General features: G+C 58.7%; 18 protein-coding genes. 11 read left to right on the top strand and 7 right to left on the bottom strand.

The features are described 5' to 3' along the window. The first annotated feature begins 9 nt into the window (after positions 1-9). Both GO007_RS01625 and GO007_RS01620 read left to right on the top strand, forming a co-directional pair. Entirely contained in the window at positions 10-1,023 is a 1,014-nt protein-coding gene (locus GO007_RS01625; RefSeq protein WP_095094745.1) for a LacI family DNA-binding transcriptional regulator, read from the top strand. Positions 1,024-1,077: 54 nt separating this feature from the next. Continuing rightward, positions 1,078-1,620, top strand: coding sequence for a hypothetical protein (locus GO007_RS01620; RefSeq protein WP_095094743.1), 543 nt, complete (start codon positions 1,078-1,080; stop codon positions 1,618-1,620). Positions 1,621-1,624: 4 nt separating this feature from the next. Here GO007_RS01620 and GO007_RS01615 read toward each other — a convergent pair whose 3' ends face one another. Next, complete coding sequence (locus tag GO007_RS01615; RefSeq protein WP_095094741.1) at positions 1,625-2,554, bottom strand: LysR substrate-binding domain-containing protein; 930 nt, start codon at positions 2,552-2,554, stop codon at positions 1,625-1,627. Positions 2,555-2,761: 207 nt separating this feature from the next. On the opposite strand from GO007_RS01615, the gene GO007_RS01610 reads away from it, so the two are divergent. The 7 genes from GO007_RS01610 to GO007_RS01580 are packed head-to-tail and all read left to right on the top strand — an operon-like array spanning position 2,762 to position 9,178. After that, complete coding sequence (locus GO007_RS01610) at positions 2,762-3,676, top strand: branched-chain amino acid ABC transporter permease (protein WP_223261742.1); 915 nt, start codon at positions 2,762-2,764, stop codon at positions 3,674-3,676. An 8-nt stretch (positions 3,677-3,684) separates the two neighbouring features. Then, positions 3,685-4,794, top strand: a complete 1,110-nt coding sequence (locus tag GO007_RS01605) for a branched-chain amino acid ABC transporter permease (RefSeq protein ID WP_095094737.1) — start codon at positions 3,685-3,687, stop codon at positions 4,792-4,794. Beyond that, positions 4,791-5,558, top strand: coding sequence for an ABC transporter ATP-binding protein (locus GO007_RS01600; RefSeq protein ID WP_095094735.1), 768 nt, complete (start codon positions 4,791-4,793; stop codon positions 5,556-5,558). The genes GO007_RS01605 and GO007_RS01600 overlap by 4 nt, the downstream gene beginning before the upstream one ends. Further along, on the top strand, positions 5,551-6,270 hold the full coding sequence (locus GO007_RS01595; RefSeq protein ID WP_095094733.1) for an ABC transporter ATP-binding protein: 720 nt from the start codon (positions 5,551-5,553) through the stop codon (positions 6,268-6,270). The genes GO007_RS01600 and GO007_RS01595 overlap by 8 nt, the downstream gene beginning before the upstream one ends. Before the next feature lie 27 nt (positions 6,271-6,297). Further along, positions 6,298-7,455: a branched-chain amino acid ABC transporter substrate-binding protein gene (locus tag GO007_RS01590; protein WP_095094731.1), complete on the top strand. Its 1,158-nt coding sequence runs from the start codon at positions 6,298-6,300 to the stop codon at positions 7,453-7,455. Between the two features lie 17 nt (positions 7,456-7,472). Beyond that, positions 7,473-7,955, top strand: coding sequence for an L-2-amino-thiazoline-4-carboxylic acid hydrolase (locus GO007_RS01585; protein WP_095094729.1), 483 nt, complete (start codon positions 7,473-7,475; stop codon positions 7,953-7,955). Next, a complete protein-coding gene (locus GO007_RS01580) occupies positions 7,952-9,178 on the top strand; it encodes a Zn-dependent hydrolase (protein WP_095094727.1) in 1,227 nt (408 codons plus the stop codon). The genes GO007_RS01585 and GO007_RS01580 overlap by 4 nt, the downstream gene beginning before the upstream one ends. A 48-nt stretch (positions 9,179-9,226) precedes the next feature. Here GO007_RS01580 and GO007_RS01575 read toward each other — a convergent pair whose 3' ends face one another. From GO007_RS01575 to GO007_RS01565, 3 genes are read right to left on the bottom strand one after another with little or no spacing between them, the layout of a single operon-like run. Then, positions 9,227-10,249, bottom strand: coding sequence for an ABC transporter permease (locus GO007_RS01575; RefSeq protein WP_189339832.1), 1,023 nt, complete (start codon positions 10,247-10,249; stop codon positions 9,227-9,229). 19 nt (positions 10,250-10,268) lie between these two features. Beyond that, positions 10,269-11,753, bottom strand: a complete 1,485-nt coding sequence (locus tag GO007_RS01570) for a sugar ABC transporter ATP-binding protein (RefSeq protein ID WP_095094723.1) — start codon at positions 11,751-11,753, stop codon at positions 10,269-10,271. A gap of 33 nt (positions 11,754-11,786) precedes the next feature. Further along, the gene (locus GO007_RS01565; RefSeq protein ID WP_095097958.1) at positions 11,787-12,710 is read right to left on the bottom strand and encodes a sugar ABC transporter substrate-binding protein; all 924 of its coding nucleotides are present in this window, start codon (positions 12,708-12,710) and stop codon (positions 11,787-11,789) included. A gap of 533 nt (positions 12,711-13,243) precedes the next feature. Here GO007_RS01565 and GO007_RS01560 point away from each other — a divergent pair. Continuing rightward, positions 13,244-13,777 carry a phospholipase D family nuclease gene (locus GO007_RS01560; protein ID WP_095094721.1) on the top strand — a complete coding sequence of 178 codons (534 nt, stop codon included), beginning with the start codon at positions 13,244-13,246 and terminating at the stop codon, positions 13,775-13,777. A gap of 39 nt (positions 13,778-13,816) precedes the next feature. Here GO007_RS01560 and GO007_RS01555 read toward each other — a convergent pair whose 3' ends face one another. The 3 genes from GO007_RS01555 to GO007_RS01545 all read right to left on the bottom strand — a co-directional run bounded on the left by GO007_RS01555 (position 13,817) and on the right by GO007_RS01545 (position 15,882). Then, positions 13,817-14,230: a DNA breaking-rejoining protein gene (locus GO007_RS01555; RefSeq protein ID WP_095094719.1), complete on the bottom strand. Its 414-nt coding sequence runs from the start codon at positions 14,228-14,230 to the stop codon at positions 13,817-13,819. Positions 14,231-14,295: 65 nt separating this feature from the next. Beyond that, positions 14,296-15,228: a LysR substrate-binding domain-containing protein gene (locus GO007_RS01550; RefSeq protein ID WP_095094717.1), complete on the bottom strand. Its 933-nt coding sequence runs from the start codon at positions 15,226-15,228 to the stop codon at positions 14,296-14,298. Positions 15,229-15,387: 159 nt separating this feature from the next. Beyond that, positions 15,388-15,882, bottom strand: coding sequence for a DUF1097 domain-containing protein (locus GO007_RS01545; protein WP_095094715.1), 495 nt, complete (start codon positions 15,880-15,882; stop codon positions 15,388-15,390). Positions 15,883-16,147: 265 nt separating this feature from the next. Here GO007_RS01545 and GO007_RS01540 point away from each other — a divergent pair, with 265 nt between their 5' ends. Beyond that, positions 16,148-16,753 carry an ankyrin repeat domain-containing protein gene (locus tag GO007_RS01540; protein WP_095094713.1) on the top strand — a complete coding sequence of 202 codons (606 nt, stop codon included), beginning with the start codon at positions 16,148-16,150 and terminating at the stop codon, positions 16,751-16,753. Positions 16,754-16,779 lie beyond the last annotated feature (26 nt).

Here is a 16,779-nt window from a genome sequence, read left to right as displayed (position 1 = left end):
GCTGTCGTGATGAAAACCAAACGCGTTACCATTAAAGATATCGCCGAGCTGGCGGGCGTCTCGAAAGCGACCGCCAGCCTCGTGCTGAACGGTCGTGGCAAAGAGCTGCGCGTGGCTCAGGAAACCCGCGAACGCGTCCAGACCATAGCCCGCGAGCAGCACTATCAGCCGAGCATTCACGCCCGCTCCCTGCGCGATAACCGCAGCCATACCATCGGACTGGTGGTGCCTGAAATCACCAACTACGGCTTCGCGGTCTTCTCCCATGAGCTGGAGATGCTGTGCCGCGAGGCGGGCGTTCAGCTGCTGATCTCCTGCACCGACGAAAACCCGGCTCAGGAAAGCATGGTGGTCAATAATATGATTGCCCGCCAGGTTGACGGGCTGATCGTCGCCTCCTGCATGCACAACGACGCGGATTATCTCAAGCTCAGCGAACAGCTGCCGGTAGTATTGTTTGACCGCAGCCCCAGCGGCAGCAGCCTGCCGCTGGTGATGACCGACTCCATCACCCCCACCGCCGAGCTGATCTCACGGATCGCCCCCCAACACGCCGACGAGTTCTGGTTTCTCGGCGGCCAGCCGCGGCTTTCGCCTTCGCGGGACCGGCTGGCCGGCTTCACCCAGGGACTGGCGCAGGCGGGCGTTGAGCTCCGCCCCGAATGGGTGATTAACGGCAACTATCATCCCAGCTCCGGCTACGAAATGTTTGCCGCGCTCTGCGCGCGGCTGGGGCGACCGCCGAAGGCGCTGTTCACCGCCGCCTGCGGCCTGCTGGAAGGGGTGCTGCGCTATATGAGCCAGCATAATTTACTGGATTCCGGCATCCACCTCGCCAGCTTTGATGACCACTATCTGTATGACTCGCTGTCGCTGCGCATTGATACCGTCCAGCAGGATAATCGCCAGCTGGCCTGGCACTGCTATGACCTCATCAGCCAGCTAATCGACGGCGCGGCCCCGGAGCCGCTGCAGCGCTACCTGCCGGCGACGCTGCAAATTCGTCACCAGGCAAAAATATGAGCGGCATTGGGTAAATTCTTAAGCGCATACTGATTGCAGCAGGGAGGCTAGTCAGTGAAGAAATATTCATATCCGTGGTTAATATCCGTCACCGTTTCTACGCTGCTGGTGATTTTTTTTGCCGTGGCGTGGAGCGTTGAAATCGACCGTGAAACATTTCTCAATCCGGTCGTGATTCGCGGCATGCTGTATGCCGCCTTAGCGCTGGCCCTGCTTATCATGGCCCTGTTTATCTGGTTAATCATCCGTAAGGGCGTCGTCAGCAATATGCCTCCTCGCCAGCTGTTCAACGCCATAGTCGGCAGTTTTGTGGTGACGTTTGCCCTCGCCATGTTAATTCAGCATGTGATACTGATCACCCTGACCTGGCTGCAGCCCGGTGAAGTATCAACCTATACCGCCCCCTACCAGTATGCCTCCGGCGGCTCGCGCAGCTGCTCCGGGGCGTACGTTGAAGAACCGGAGCTACAAAAAGAGATCCGCATCTGCTACCCCTTTGGCTACTATCCCGGTGACAACCGGATTACGATTATAAAACGCAGCAACGCGCTGGGCATCGTGATCCTGTATGCGCAAACGTCAACGGTCGATGACTAGTGGGCTATCCCAGCGCCTCGCTGCGCAGCCAGCTCTGCAGCAGCCTGCCGTTAGGCGTCATTTCGCTGTCCTGGCGCACGCACAGATAGTAATCCCGGCCGTCATCGATCGCCGCGTCGAAGATTTTCACCAGCTCGCCGCTGTTGAGGTACGGCGCGATCAGCGGTTCGCGCATCAGCGCGCAGCCCAGCCCGGCCTGCACGCCGGCGAGGGTTAACAGCCCGTCCTCGAACAGCGGCCCCGTCGATCGCGGCGGGCGCCTCACCCCCTGCTGCACAAACCACTGGTTCCAGGTGCTGCGCTCCTCGTCATGAAGCAGCGGCATCTGCAGCAGTTGCTCCGGCGTATCAATATGCCCGTGCAGGCGGATAAACGCCCGGCTGCACACCGCCACCATTCGGCCGGAAATCAGCTTTTCACTCTGATATCCCGCCCACTGCCCGTTGCCGAAGCGAATCGACATATCCGAGGCGTCGCTGAGGTAGTTACGGTGGTTGGCGTAAACCACATTGATTTCGGTCTGCGGGTTGGCGTGGACAAATGACGGCAGGCGAGGAATAAACCAGCCCATGCCAAACAGCGGGATCAGGCTGATCGTCACCTGCTGGCTCTGGACCTGATCGACCAGATGCTCGGTGGCCTGGCGCAGAACGTTAAACGCCGCGCGAATGGAGCGGTAGTATTCGCGCCCCTGCAGGCTGAGGGTCAGCCGTCGCCCCTGCCGCTCGGTGAGCGGGATCTGCAGGTATCCTTCCAGCACCTTCAGCTGATGACTGACCGCCGACGGCGATATCGCCAGCTCCCGGGCGGCCAGGGTGATGCTGCCGAGACGGGCGATAGCTTCAAATGCGCGCACTGCCCGCAGCGGCGGATCGTTGACCAGGCCGCTTTCCGTCCATACTTCCCGCTCCGCTGACTGTTCTGTTTTTTTCATATATTGATTTTCTTAGCGCTAAATGAGATCCGATACGGTATTTAATTATATTAAATATCATAAATATAGATAAATTCGCGTTCATAATAAGAAAGAATATATCCGTATTTTACAATTTAATTCATTTATTGGATGGTAGCCGTAATTTGAGCAAATTGTCGGGTAACTCGGTTGGACACACTCATACAACAATTCATCAATGGGATCATGCTGGGAAGCATCTATGCCCTTATCGCGCTCGGCTACACCATGGTGTACGGCATCCTGCGCATCATTAACTTTGCCCACGGCGATATTCTGATGATCGGCGCGCTGACGACGCTGTCGGCAATGAACGCGCTGAACGCCCATTTTCCCAACCTGCCGCCGCTGGCCCAGCTGATCCTGGCGCTGATGCTGGCTATGGCTGTATGCGCGCTGCTGGCGATGGCGGTTGAGCGCTTTGCCTACCGCCGCCTGCGCAACGCTCCGCGCCTGGCGCCGCTGATCTCGGGGATCGGCGTATCGGTGCTGCTGCAAACCGCGGCGATGATTATCTGGACCCGCAACCCGCAGATGTTCCCGCAGATCCTGCCGATGGAGCCGATCGCCATTACCCACGGCAGCGAAGCGCATCCGCCGGCGATCGTCACCGTGACCGGCATCGTCACCGTTGCGCTGGCTTTTGCGGTCATGCTCGGCCTGTGGCTGCTGGTGGAATTTACCCGCTTAGGCCGCGGCATGCGCGCGGTGGCGGAGAACCCGCGCATCGCCACGCTGATGGGGGTGAACCCCAACGCCATTATCACCCTCACCTTCGCGATTGGCGGCGCTTTTGCGGCGCTGGCGGGCGTCATGATGGCCAGCAACTACGGCAGCGCCAGCTTCTCAATGGGTTTTCTCCCCGGCATTAAGGCCTTCACCGCGGCGGTACTCGGTGGCATCGGCAATATTCGCGGCGCGATGCTCGGCGGCCTGCTGCTGGGGATCATCGAATCGCTGGGCGCCGGCTATCTCGGCGACCTGACCCACGGCGTCTTCGGCAGCAACTATCAGGATATTTTCGCCTTTATGGTGCTGATTGTGGTGCTGGTGTTCCGTCCCGCCGGTTTACTCGGCGAGCGCGTCGCGCATCGGGCATAGGAAAAAATATGACAACGGCACAACTCGTCGCGGCCCCCGCCGCCTCCCGTCGCTTCTGGTCCGGCATGACCCTGTTTATCTGCGCGCTGCTGGTGGCGCCGATGGTCGCCAGCCAGCTCGGCGGCAACTACTGGGTGCGGGTCATCGACTTCGCCCTGCTGTACATCATGCTGGCGCTGGGTCTCAACATCGTGGTCGGCTACACCGGCCTGCTGGATATGGGCTTTATCGCCTTTTACGCCGTCGGCGCGTACCTGGCGGCGCTGCTGGCCTCCCCGCATCTGCTGGAGGCGTTCCCGCAGCTGCTGGCCTGGTTCCCGGACGGCCTGCACACCTCCTGGCTGCTGATTATTCCGTTCGCCGCGCTGGTGGCGGCGGGCTGCGGCATCGTGCTGGGGGCGCCGACCCTCAAGCTGCGCGGCGACTACCTGGCCATTGTCACGCTCGGTTTTGGCGAGATTATCCGCATTCTGATGCGCAACCTCGATCGCCCGGTGAATATTACCAACGGCGCAAAGGGCATTTCCGGCATCGATACGCTCAGCCTGTTTGGTCTTAAATTCAGCGGCGTCTATCACTGGTTCGGCGTTAAGGTTCCGGCGCTGTGGCTGTGGTACTACCTGCTAATGCTGGTGATTGTGGCGATTATTTTCGTCTGCCTGCGCCTGCAGCACTCGCGGATCGGCCGCGCCTGGCACGCCATCCGTGAGGATGAGGACGTTGCCCGGGCGATGGGCATTAATCTGCGTAACTATAAGCTGCTGGCGTTCGCCATCGGCGCGTCGTTCGGCGGCGTCGCTGGGGCGCTGTTCGGCGCATTCCAGGGCTTTGTCTCCCCCGAATCCTTCACCCTGCAGGAGTCGATTGCGGTCCTGGCGATGGTGGTGCTCGGCGGAATGGGGCATATCCCAGGCGTTATCCTCGGCGCCGTGCTGCTGACCGCCCTGCCCGAGCTGCTGCGCAGCCAGGCCGCCCCGCTGCAGCAGGCGCTGTTTGGCGAAGTGCTGATTGACCCGGAAATTCTGCGCCAGCTGTTCTACGGCCTGGCGCTGGTGCTGGTGATGCTGCTGCGCCCGCAGGGCATCTGGCCCGCCGGACATAAAGGAGCCAAAGCATGAGCCTGCTAAGCGTCAGCCATATGTCAAAGCGCTTCGGCGGCCTGACGGCGGTCGATAACGTCTCGCTCACCATCAACGAGGGCGAAATCTACGGTCTTATCGGCCCCAACGGGGCGGGTAAAACTACCTGCTTTAACCTGATAACCGGGCTCTATCCGGCGGACAGCGGCGAGTTCGCCATTGCCGGTCAGCCCTACTTCCCGAAGAACATTGAGAAAGTCACCGCCGCCGGTATCGCCCGCACCTTCCAGAACGTGCGGCTGTTTAACCAGATGTCGGTGCTGGAAAACGTGATGGTCGGCCGCCACGTACGTACCCGCAACGGCCTGTGGGCGGCGCTGAGCCGCCACCGCCGCGCCCGCGCCGAAGAGGCGCAAACCCGCGAGCTGGCGTGGCACTGGCTGGAGTATGCCGGCATCGCGCAGTTCGCCCACTACCGCGCCTGCGACCTCGCCTACGGCCACCAGCGGCGTCTGGAGATTGCCCGCGCGCTGGCTACCGATCCGCGTCTGCTGGCGCTGGATGAGCCGGCCGCCGGGATGAATGCCGCGGAAAAAGTGGCGCTTGGCGAGCTGCTGCTGCGCATCCGTAACGACGGCAAAACGCTGCTGATGATTGAGCATGACGTCAAGCTGGTGATGGGGATCTGCGATCGCCTGATGGTGCTGGACTATGGCAAAACGCTGGCCAGCGGCACGCCTGAAACCGTACGTCGCGACCCGGCGGTTATCGCCGCCTGGCTGGGAGGAAATGCGCATGTCTGATCTGTTAACCGTCAGCGGTCTTGGGGTGCACTACGGCGGCATCCAGGCGGTACGCGAGGTGTCGTTTAGCGTCCAGGAGGGCGAGCAGACGACGCTTATCGGCGCCAACGGCGCGGGCAAAAGCTCCACCGTCCGCGCCGTTACCGGCCTGGAGCCGTTTAGCGGCGACATCTTCTTCAACGGCAGGCCGGTACGCAAACGCCGGGCCGAAACGCTGCTGCGTGAAGGGCTGGTGATGGTGCCGGAAGGCCGCGGCATTTTCGCCCGCATGACGGTGCTGGAAAATCTGCAGATGGGCGCCTGGCTGCGCCGCGACGGCGCGGCGGTTAAGCGGGAGATGGACGACATCTTCAGCCAGTTTCCCCGCCTCGGCGAGCGCCAGCATCAGCTGGCCGGGCTGCTCTCCGGCGGCGAACAGCAGCTGCTGGCGCTGAACCGCGCCCTGCTCAGCCGCCCGCGATTGCTGATCCTCGACGAGCCGTCGATGGGGCTGGCGCCGCTGATGGTGGAGAATGTTTTTCGCGTTATTGCCACCCTGCGCCAGCGCGGCGTGGCGCTGCTGCTCATTGAGCAGAACGCGCGCCTGGCGCTGGAGGCCACCGACAGCGCGTGGGTGATGGACAGCGGCAGCATCGTTGAGCGCGGCGCATCGCAGGCGCTGCTGGCCGACGACCGCATTGCACAGATTTATTTGGGCGAAATGCCCGTTTAACACACCAACCAACATCAGGGAAAAACAATGAAAACAGCAAAAATCAGTGCGCTCAGCGCCGCTATTGTGCTCAGCGGTTTTGCCTCAACCGCCGCATGGTCCGCCGCCGGCGAAACCGTCACTATCGGCCTTGCCGGCCCGCTAACCGGCCCTTCCGCGCGTATCGGCAAGGACCTGGAAAACGGCGCCCGGCTGGCCATTGACGATATCAACAAGCAGCACCCGACGATCGGCGGCAAGGCGGTAACCTTTAAGCTGCAATCAGAAGACGACCAGTCTGACCCGCGCACCGCGGTAGCCGTGGCTCAGCGCCTGGTGGATAGCGGCGTGGCGGGCGTGGTCGGCCACTGGAATACCGGCACCAGCATTCCGGCGGCGCGGGTCTATCACGACGCAGGGATCGCCCAGGTTGCGCCTGTGGCGACCGGTCATGCGTATACCAAACAGGGCTTCGATACCAGCTTCCGGGTGATGGGCCATGACGATGACGGCGGCCAGTTTGCCGGCCAGTACGCGGTGCAGACCCTGAAGGCCAAACGCATTGCGGTGATCGACGATCGCACCGCCTTCGGCCAGGGCCTGGCGGATGAGTTTATTAAGTCGCTGAAGGCCCAGGGGATCGATATCGTCGATCGCCAGTACGTCGATGACAAAACGGTGGACTTCAGCGCCGTGCTGACGGCGATTCGCAGCAAAAACGCCGATCTGATCTTCTTCGGCGGCGTCGACAGCCAGGCCGCACCGCTGGCGCGCCGCATCAAGCAGCTGGGGCTCAGCGCCACCCTGATGGGCGCAGGCGGCTTCGTCAGCCAGACCTTCCTGCAGTTGGCGCAAAAAGAGGGCAACGGCGTGGTGGCGCTGGAGCCGGGGCTGCCGGTAGAGCAGATGCCGGGCGGCAAGGCCTTTGAGCAGGCCTATCAGTCGCGCTATCACACCCATATCGAGCTGCACGCGCCGTTCGCCTACGACGCTACGCGCGTGCTGGTCGCGGCGATGGAAAAAGCCGACTCCGTCGATCCGGCCGTCTACCTGCCCGCCCTGCGCGCCATCAGCTACTCAGGCGTCACCGGGCAGATCGCCTTTGATAAAGAGGGCAACCTGAAGTCGCCAACCTTTACCGTCTACAAAGTCGTCGACGGTAAATGGCAGCCGCAAACCGTACTCGGCGGCGGCGCCACGAAGTAACGCAGTGAGGCAACGTGATGAGTGACAATAATGAGCTGGGCATTCTCGCCCGCCGCAAAATTGAAGCAGAGATTATTAAGCCGATTTACGACATCCTGGTCCGCGAGATTGGCAAAGCTCGCGCCCAGGCGGTCATCGGCGAGGCGATTGAAAACGCCGCCATTGAGGCGGGGAAAACCTTCGCCGCCAAAGAGCCCAACGGCGCGGATATACAGAGCTTTATCGCCCTGCAGTATCTGTGGGAAAAGGACAACGCGCTGGAGGTCACCGTGCTGGATGCCGACGATCGGCAGTACAACTACAACGTTAACCGCTGCCGCTATGCCGAAATGTATCACCAGATGGGCCTCGGCGAGATTGGCCACCTGCTCTCCTGCGCCCGCGATGACAAGTTTATCGTCGGCTATGCGCCGGAGGTTGAGCTGACCCGCACGACGACCATTATGCAGGGCGCGCCGTGCTGTGATTTCCGCTATCGCGTAAAGAAGGACCCATCATGATAACCGTCAACGGCGAGCGCCTGTGGGCAACGCTTAACGCAATGGCGACCATCGGCGCGACGCCCGCCGGCGGCGTCACCCGGCTGACGCTGAGCGAAGAGGACCGCCAGGCCCGGGATCTGCTGCGCGACTGGGCGCAGGAGGCGGGATTTGGCTACCGGGTCGATAGCATGGGCAATATGTTTATCCGCCGGGCGGGTAAAAACCCGGCGCTGGCGCCGGTGCTGACCGGTTCGCACGTCGACTCCCAGCCGCTGGGCGGCCGCTATGACGGTATCTACGGCGTACTGGCGGGGCTGGAGGCGCTGCGGGCGCTTAACGAACGCGGCAGCGAAACCGAGCGCGATATCGTGCTGGTGAACTGGACCAACGAAGAGGGCGCGCGCTTTGCCCCGGCGATGCTCGCCTCCGGCGTGTGGGCCGGGCAGTTCAGCGAAGAGTGGGCCCTTGCCCGCGAAGATCGCACCGGCGTCAGCGTCGGCGCGGCGCTGGAGGCTATCGGCTATCGCGGCCAGCACCCGACGGCCGCATTTCCCCTGCACGCCTGCTACGAGGTGCATATCGAACAGGGGCCGATTCTGGAAGACGAAGGAATTGATATCGGCCTCGTGCACGCGGCAATGGGCCAGCGCTGGTTCAACGTCAGCCTGACCGGTTTCGCCGCGCACGCCGGCACCACGCCGATGGGCAGCCGTCGCGATGCGCTAACCGCTTTTGCCGAGCTGGCGCTGGCGGTGGAAGAGATCGGTCTTGCCCACCAGCCAGACGGCCGCGCGACGGTCGGCACCGTGCAGGTGACGCCGGGTTCGCGCAACGTGGTGCCCGGCCGCGTGGAGTGCAGCGTCGAGTTTCGCCATCCGCAAAGCGACGCCCTCGAAGCGATGGAGCTCGCGCTGCGCCGCGCCGCCGCGGCGCTGGGCCAGCGCGGCGTGACGGCAGAGGTCGAGCGCATTTTTGACTACGCGCCCATCGCCTTCGATCCCAACTGCCTGGCGCGCAGCGAGCGGGCCGCCCAGGCGCTCGGCTACAGCGCTAAACGGATGGTTTCCGGCGCCGGGCACGATACCTGCTATATCAGCAAGGTAGCCCCCGCCAGCATGATATTTATCCCCTGCGAGAAGGGGATTAGCCATAATGAGGCCGAAAATATTCTGCCCGCCTGGGCCGAAAAAGGGGCCAACGTCCTGCTGCACAGCCTGCTGCTGGCGGCAAACGAGGCGTAGCCCCCCGCGTATGAAAACCAATGGCCCGCGGCGGGCCATTTTTAAAACCTAGTTTTTTTTACGGTTGCGGCGCATATCGATGGTCACCGCGGCCACGATAATGATGCCTTTAATAATATCCTGCACGTAGGCATCCACCCCGACGAAGGTGAAGCCGCTTTTAATCAGCCCCAGGATCACCGCCCCTATCAGCGTTCCGGTAATCCGCCCGACGCCGCCCATCAGGCTGCTGCCGCCGATCACCGCGGCGGCAATGGCATCCAGCTCATAGGACATCCCCATGCTCGACTGGCCGCTGCTGACGCGCGCCGCCAGCACCACGCCGGCGAGGCCGGAGAGCGCGCCGGCAATGGTATAAACGATAACCAGATACTTGTTGACGTTGATGCCGGAAACTTTCGCCGAGGTCATGTTGCCGCCGATGGCGTAGACGTATTTACCGTAGCGGGTATGCTTTAGCGCGACATGGAACAGCGCGGCGATCACAAAGAAAATAATGACCGGCATCGCCCCCTGCCCCACGGCGGTAAAGCTGTCGGACAGGAAGCTAATCGGGTTGCCCTGGGTGTAATACTGCGCGAGACCGCGGGCGGAGACCATCATCCCGAGGGTGGCGATAAACGGCGGGATCCCGGTGCGGGTCACCAGAAAACCGTTGGTCAATCCGCAGAGCAGGCCGACGCCGATCCCGGCCAAAACGGGGATCGCCGCCGGCAGGTTGACCAGCGACGGAAACATCGGCGTCAGGCTGTCCGAGGTCTGCGCCAGGCTCGCCGCCACCACCGCCGCAAGGGCGATAACCGAACCGGAGGAGAGGTCAATCCCGGTGGTAATAATCACCTGAGTCACCCCAACGGCGATAATACCGATAATTGCCACCTGTAAAACAATCAGCACCAGGCGGTTGCTATTCATTAAAAATGATTGGTCGCGAACGAACCAGCCGGCAATTTCAAAAGTCAGGGCAATCACCACCATGACGATAAATATCCCGGTATCTTTCGGCATTTTATGCCGCAGATGACGAAAGAAAGAGGGTTTCTCATTTACGGGAGCTGCGGTCAATTTCATATTGCTCATTCTCTACGCCTCAATTGGATGCCAGCGACAAAATGGTTTCCTGATCGGCCTCATCTTTTTCAAGGATGCCGGTAATACGCCCTTCGTGCATGACCATCACGCGGTCACTCATCCCGAGAATTTCCGGTAGTTCAGAAGAAACCATAATCACCGCGACGCCACGGTTCGCCAGTTCGCTAATCAGATGGTAAATTTCAGCCTTCGCTCCCACATCAATACCGCGGGTCGGCTCATCGAGAATTAATATTTTGGGCTGGGCTAAGAGCCAGCGGGCAATCAGTACTTTTTGCTGATTACCGCCGCTGAGGTTATTAATAATTTGATCCATCGTCGGAGTTTTTATATTCAGGCGGCGGATCTGCGCCATACAGTCTTCCGCCATTTTCATATGTTTCACGAACCCGCTTTTGCCGACATATTCCGGCATATTGACGATGCTCATATTCTCCAGCACCGACAGGACGAGGAACAGGCCTGACTTTTTACGATCCTCGGTCAGCAGCGCCATCCCTTTTTCGATGGCCACGGAAGGAGAATCGATCTTCACCGGGACGCCATCAATCAGGACCTCTCCGTCGTCAAAGCTCTCCATGCCGAACAGACACTCCATCACTTCGCTGCGTCCGGCCCCGACCAGCCCGGCAACGCCGAGGATTTCGCCGCGACGCACGCTGAAGCTGATGTCATCGAAATAGCCCTTTCGCGACAGATTCCGCACGCTCAGGACATCCTCCCCAATCGTATTATTGAATTTTGGGAACAGCTGGGTTAATTCACGCCCGACCATCTGGGTAATTAACGACTGGCGGGTGTACTCCGCCGTCTGTTTACTGTCCACCCAGCTGCCGTCGCGAAAGACGCTGACTTCATCGGTGATAGCAAAAATCTCATCCATCTTATGGCTGATATAGATGATGGCTTTACCCTGCGCGCGGAGGTCGCGAATAATCGTAAACAGGTGCGCGACCTCCCCTTCGGTTAATGCCGAGGTCGGCTCATCCATAATGACGATATCGGCGTTCCACGAGACCGCTTTGGCAATTTCGACCATCTGCTGGGCGGCGATGCTAAGATCGCCCACCAGCCGATCGGCAGCGAGGCGAATATTGAGTTTATTCAGCAGCGCCTGGGTCTGGCTAATCAGCTGGCGATGATCGACAAAGCCATACTTCATCGGCTCGCGGCCCAGCCAGATATTTTCCGCCACCGTCATATGCGGCACCAGATTAAGCTCCTGGTGGATCATCGAGATCCCCGATCGCAGCGCATCCATCGTGTCCTGAAACTGAACCGGCTGGCCTTTGACTCTTATTGCGCCCTTATCGGGCCGGTAAATCCCGATAAGGCATTTCATTAGCGTGGATTTACCGGCCCCATTTTCGCCCATCAGCGCGTGCACCGTTCCCGGGCGCACGCGTAATGAGACATTATCGAGCGCCTTCACGCCGGGAAAGAACTTGCTGATACCTTCGGCTTCTAGGGCAAAAGCGTTCATACATCAACCTCCGTACCGCTGGGCCTGGAATGGTTATTTTTGGTTGCGGCTGACGAAATCAGACATGTTTTCTTTGGTAATCAGCTGGTAAGGGACGTCGATGAATTTTTCTACTTTCTCACCGTTAGCCAGCTTGATGGCGGCGTTGACCGCGCCTTCACCCTGACCTTTCGCGTCCTGGAAAATCGTGGCGATCATCTTGCCGTTTTTGAGCATCTGCAGCGCGTCGGGGGTGCCGTCAACGCCGGCGATCAGAATATGGTTTGGATTGCTGCCCAGCGCCTGCAGCGCGCCAATAGCCATTTCATCATTGTTTGACGCAATGGCCTGGATATCTTCCCCGCTGGTCATCCAGTTGCTCACCACGTCCACCGCGTCATTACGCATGAATTTGGCGGTCTGCTTTTGCACAATTTTAATATTCGGGTATTTTGCCACCACCTCTTCCACGCCCCTGGTGCGGTCGCGGGTCGATTCATTCGCCAGATCGCCCAGCAGAATCGCGACGTTTCCTTTACCGTTCATCGCCTTCGCCAGCGCTTCCATCTGCAGACGACCGGCGAGGACTGAATCCGAGCCGACGTAGGCCATTTTGTCCGTCAGCGGCAGCTGCGGGCGACGGTTAACGAACACCAGCGGAATACCGGCTTTGGTCGCCTGATCTATAATCGGTTTCACCGCGTTGGTGTCGACCGGGGCAACGATGATGGCATCAACGCCCTGGCCGATGAAGTTCTGAACCTGCTGGAGCTGCTGCGCCACGTCGCCCTTGGCGTCTTCAACCTGCGACTTGACGCCATCTTTTTGCATCTCTTTTTGCATTGCGGTACGCAGGATCGTCAGAAAGTTATCATCAAAAAGCGCCATCGAAACGCCGACGGAAATATCTTTTGCCATAACAACCGCAGGCAACATACAGGCTAACAAAGAGGCAACAATCGTTTTCTTGATATTCACAGTTGATCCTTGAGCGTCGTTGATACGCCAGTTTATTGAGATAAATGAAAAATTCATTTCATAAATAACGGGGCAAACACCTGCCTGTCCTTCGGCCAGAGCACGCGTCTCTGCCAGCGCCGTCGGCTCACCCTTCGCTAAAAACCGCTAAAATCAGTTGATTTATAATGAATTATTAAAACAGCAGTTCATTAATCATCTACGCTTGCGGTCATCACATTTCAGTCAGTTTGTTTCATTAACAACTTATTTGAAACTTTTATAATTAAATAACTGAAATGAAAATTTTAAAACCACGTAGTAACAGAACTTTGACAGATATCTAACATTGCTGCATAAACGAGCGAAAAATGAGAGGCGGCCAGCAGTTTGCTCACGAGCCGATAGGGCGGGACTGGCATTCAGCAGGAGATGGTTTCATTGGGGAATCATTCATGGATGGACATGCTTTATCATGGATAGACACTGGAACGATGCGCCGCCGGGAGCGTAGACTGCGCCCTTCCGGTTCTCCCGATCTCGACAGGACAGTTATGCTGCGCTCCTCAATCTATCAGCCGCTGATATTCGCAACGGCGCTATCGCTGTCCGCTTTCGCCCAGGCCGCGCCTGATGTCGAGGTGGGCTTTTCACCGGAGGGATCGGCCCGGCAGCTGGTTCTACAAACGATTAATCAGGCCCACATCTCGATCCGCATGATCGCCTACGCCTTTCAGGCTCCGGATATTGCCCGTGCGCTGGTGGCCGCCAGGGATCGCGGCGTTGACGTGCGGATCGTGGTGGATAAAAAGCGCAACCGCGCGAAAGCCAGCCGGCTCATGATGCAATATATGGTGCAACATGGCGTGCCGCTCCGCGTCGATGGCCACTATCACATTCAGCACGACAAGACGATTATCGCCGATGGCGCAACGGTGGAAACCGGGTCATTTAACTACGCCCCTTCGGCGGAAACGATGAATAGCGAAAACGTAGTGGTTATTCGTAACCGGCCGGAGATTGCGAGGAAGTATATCGCACACTGGCGATCGCGGTGGGCGCAGGGTACTCCCGCCGGCGGGCTATAAGCGCACTAAATAGCCGCCCGCAGGCGGTTTGCCGGCAGGCTAGTGGATAATTTTAAGCGTCAGCTTATAGGGGCTGGTTTTACCCTCATCGCGCGCGCCGCCCATTTGGTACACGCGAACGGTATATTTCCCGCCGGTCGCCAGGCGCTGCTCGAAATCGCCTTCACGCATGGAGCCATTAAAAACCGTTTCATTAGCCGGGTTAATGACGTTGAAATAGGGATGGTGGGCGCTGCTTTTCATACTGACGCGCATCGTCTGGCCCGCTTTAGCCACCAGCGTATAGTCTTTCACATCGGCCCCGCTCACCGCATTATGGAGCGTGGCGCCGCTGGTGCCTTTAGCGAAATGAATCGGCTGGGTATTTATTTTATAATTTGCCAGCGATAATACCGGCGTTAATAAACAACCAGCACAGATCAAGCCGCCAACAATTAGCTTTAATTTTCTCATTTAATTAACACCTTATGTTTTTATACCCGCTGTTATATCACATAAAGTGGCCGGGTCCGTTCCCGTTATTTCCCCCGATGGAGTAAATCCTGATAAATAGCGGTCAACTGGCCGCCCGGACGAAACTCCTTTTTAATCCACTGGGTCACCTGCCCGGTCGCCGCGTGCTGGGTGGCGAGGAGCATTCCCGAATCCTGGCGCGGGTTGTGGATCTGGCGCGTCACCAGCAGCCGCTCGTCCATCGCTTCATGGACCATATAATCCGGCAGAAAGCCAATTCCCTCGCCGAGGATCTGGCACTGGCACTTGGTATTAAAATCCGGCACCAGGATCGCCTCCTGACCATGCAGCAGCCAGCCGACCTTTTTATTAATCGTATTCGCGGTGTCTTCCACCATGATATTCGGATACAGGCGCAGCTGGCTTTCGGAGATAGGCTCCGGCATAAACGCCAGCGGGTGATCCGGGGCAATGGCGAATACCCAGCGAATCGCGCCGATTTCGGTGTAATCAATGCCGCCGCCGTCAAGCAACGTATCCGGGGCGCCGATGGCAATGTTGGCCTGATTATTAATAATGGCGTCCCAGACGCCGTTATAAACCTGGGTGGTGACGGTTATCTGGCAGGTGGGAAACTGTTTTTTAAGCACCTGCAGCAGGCGCGCGGTGTGGCGCGGCGTATACAGCAGCTGATTAATGCAGATCCGCACCCGCGCCTCGATGCCCTGGGCGATGGTATCGATGCTGCGCTTGATGGCGTGGAAATCATTCAGCAGGTCGGTGGCTTTGCGAAAAAGGTAGTAGCCGGATTCGGTGAGCTCAATGCTGCGGGTATTGCGGGTAAACAGCACCACGTCCAGCCCGGTCTCCATCCGCTTAATGGTATAGCTGATGGCGGAGGTCGTGAGCCCCAGCTCATCCGCCGCCTTGCTAAAGCTGCCAAAGCGCGCCGCCGTGGTAAACGCCAGAAGATTCTCTTCGGTAAAAATTGAGTTCATGCGCCCGCTCCTGCTCTCGTCAACCGGCCATCCGTTAGATCCTCACGCTGAATGTATTTGCTGCGCTGATGATTGGGCAACCATTTTTGAATAACTTTTAACGCCATGCTGACAGCCTGGCCGAAGGAGCTCCCGGTTCCTTCGGCCAGCGGCGTCGTTTCAGGCCTCGGGTTTCGACGTCGCTTCGCTCAGCCGACGGCCGGTATACTCGGAAATAAGGCCGACGCAGTTGCCGGCAAAGAAGCCCAGCAGCGTCACCGGCCAGTTCAGCCCGGAGGCGAAGAATAGCGTCATGCCGAGAAAGCCGCCGGGGATAAACGAAGTCAGAGCAAACCGTCCCTGCCAGACAATCACGGCCGAGAACGGCACCGTGACGATGACGCTGGCCCAGAAGCCCGATATGCCGCTCAGCGCGGCGACCCATCCCGAGGCCAGCGCCGCAAGAAACGCCCACACCGCCCCGGAATAGTTAACAAACAGGCTTTTGATAAACCCCTCTTTTCCCCCGCCCGCGGCGTAAAAACTGCAGAAGGCGACGAAGCCAATCGTACCTAATAATTCCCAGCCGTGCTCAAGCCCAACCTGCGAGGAGATCAGCTGCCAGACGCCGGCGCTAATTCCGACAGTAATCCCCGTAGCCGTGAGTCCGTTCATCTTGTCCTCCTCCGGTTAACCGTTTCCAGGAGTCGTTATTACGTTCGGCAACTATATATAAATAAAACCCGATTGCATTAAGGGGAATACGGAGAAACCAGCAAAGGGTGCGCCACCGCACAGTCTGCATCCATTATTAAATAACATTCAACAATCGGCCGCTTTCCGGCGAATAAATTTTAAGCGGGTTCTTTTATCATTTTTTCATTGCTATTCTCAGCCCATCGACCAAAAGCATCAGCGCAAATTTATCCGGAGCCGGTTTATGTCCAGGGAAAATCTCATCACTGAATACCTGTTAGCGGCGGAGCAAGGAAACCTCGCACAATTAAAACAGTGCCTGCTCCAGGGCGTTAATATTAACAGCACTAACCGCCTCGGCCAGACGGCAATTGTCCTTGCCAGCCTCCATCAACACTATGACTGCGTGGCGCAGCTTATCGATGCGGGAATCGATATTAATAAACAGGACCAGACCTGTTTTAACCCCTTCCTGCTAAGCTGCCTGAATAATGATTTAACGTTGCTGCGTTTAATTCTTCCCGCCGCTCCGGACCTGAATTGTTTAACTCGTTTCGGCGGAGTCGGCCTGACCCCAGCCTGTGAAAAAGGCCATCTGGCGATCGTCAAAGAGCTGCTGACGCACACCGCGATTAACGTTAATCACACCAACTTTGTCGGCTGGACGCCGCTGCTGGAAGCCATCGTGCTCAACGACGGCGGCGACACGCAGCAGGCGATCGTTGCGCTGCTGCTGGAGCACGGCGCCAGCCCGCATATGACCGATAAATATGGCCGAACTCCGCTGGAGCTGGCGCGGGATAAAGGCTTTAGCGAAATAGCCCGGCTGCTGATTGCCGCGGGCGCCTAGCCGAGGAGAACCGCTATCGACACCTC

It is taken from the genome of Klebsiella sp. 10-1 (assembly GCF_009758445.1).
GTDB classification, from domain to species: domain Bacteria; phylum Pseudomonadota; class Gammaproteobacteria; order Enterobacterales; family Enterobacteriaceae; genus Klebsiella; species Klebsiella scottii.
This window is presented reverse-complemented; position numbering and strand designations above follow the sequence as displayed.

Excerpts from the sequence above, each read along its gene's own strand:
- GO007_RS01625 (WP_095094745.1), top strand. The coding sequence starts at position 10 with ATGAAAACCAAACGCGTTACCATTAAAGATATCGCCGAGCTGGCGGGC.
- GO007_RS01550 (WP_095094717.1), bottom strand. The coding sequence starts at position 15,228 with ATGAACTCAATTTTTACCGAAGAGAATCTTCTGGCGTTTACCACGGCG.
- GO007_RS01605 (WP_095094737.1), top strand. The coding sequence starts at position 3,685 with ATGACAACGGCACAACTCGTCGCGGCCCCCGCCGCCTCCCGTCGCTTC.
- GO007_RS01580 (WP_095094727.1), top strand. The coding sequence starts at position 7,952 with ATGATAACCGTCAACGGCGAGCGCCTGTGGGCAACGCTTAACGCAATG.
- GO007_RS01610 (WP_223261742.1), top strand. The coding sequence starts at position 2,762 with ATGCTGGGAAGCATCTATGCCCTTATCGCGCTCGGCTACACCATGGTG.
- GO007_RS01595 (WP_095094733.1), top strand. The coding sequence starts at position 5,551 with ATGTCTGATCTGTTAACCGTCAGCGGTCTTGGGGTGCACTACGGCGGC.
- GO007_RS01570 (WP_095094723.1), bottom strand. The coding sequence starts at position 11,753 with ATGAACGCTTTTGCCCTAGAAGCCGAAGGTATCAGCAAGTTCTTTCCC.
- GO007_RS01590 (WP_095094731.1), top strand. The coding sequence starts at position 6,298 with ATGAAAACAGCAAAAATCAGTGCGCTCAGCGCCGCTATTGTGCTCAGC.
- GO007_RS01560 (WP_095094721.1), top strand. The coding sequence starts at position 13,244 with ATGCTGCGCTCCTCAATCTATCAGCCGCTGATATTCGCAACGGCGCTA.
- GO007_RS01545 (WP_095094715.1), bottom strand. The coding sequence starts at position 15,882 with ATGAACGGACTCACGGCTACGGGGATTACTGTCGGAATTAGCGCCGGC.
- GO007_RS01575 (WP_189339832.1), bottom strand. The coding sequence starts at position 10,249 with ATGAAATTGACCGCAGCTCCCGTAAATGAGAAACCCTCTTTCTTTCGT.
- GO007_RS01585 (WP_095094729.1), top strand. The coding sequence starts at position 7,473 with ATGAGTGACAATAATGAGCTGGGCATTCTCGCCCGCCGCAAAATTGAA.
- GO007_RS01615 (WP_095094741.1), bottom strand. The coding sequence starts at position 2,554 with ATGAAAAAAACAGAACAGTCAGCGGAGCGGGAAGTATGGACGGAAAGC.
- GO007_RS01600 (WP_095094735.1), top strand. The coding sequence starts at position 4,791 with ATGAGCCTGCTAAGCGTCAGCCATATGTCAAAGCGCTTCGGCGGCCTG.
- GO007_RS01555 (WP_095094719.1), bottom strand. The coding sequence starts at position 14,230 with ATGAGAAAATTAAAGCTAATTGTTGGCGGCTTGATCTGTGCTGGTTGT.
- GO007_RS01540 (WP_095094713.1), top strand. The coding sequence starts at position 16,148 with ATGTCCAGGGAAAATCTCATCACTGAATACCTGTTAGCGGCGGAGCAA.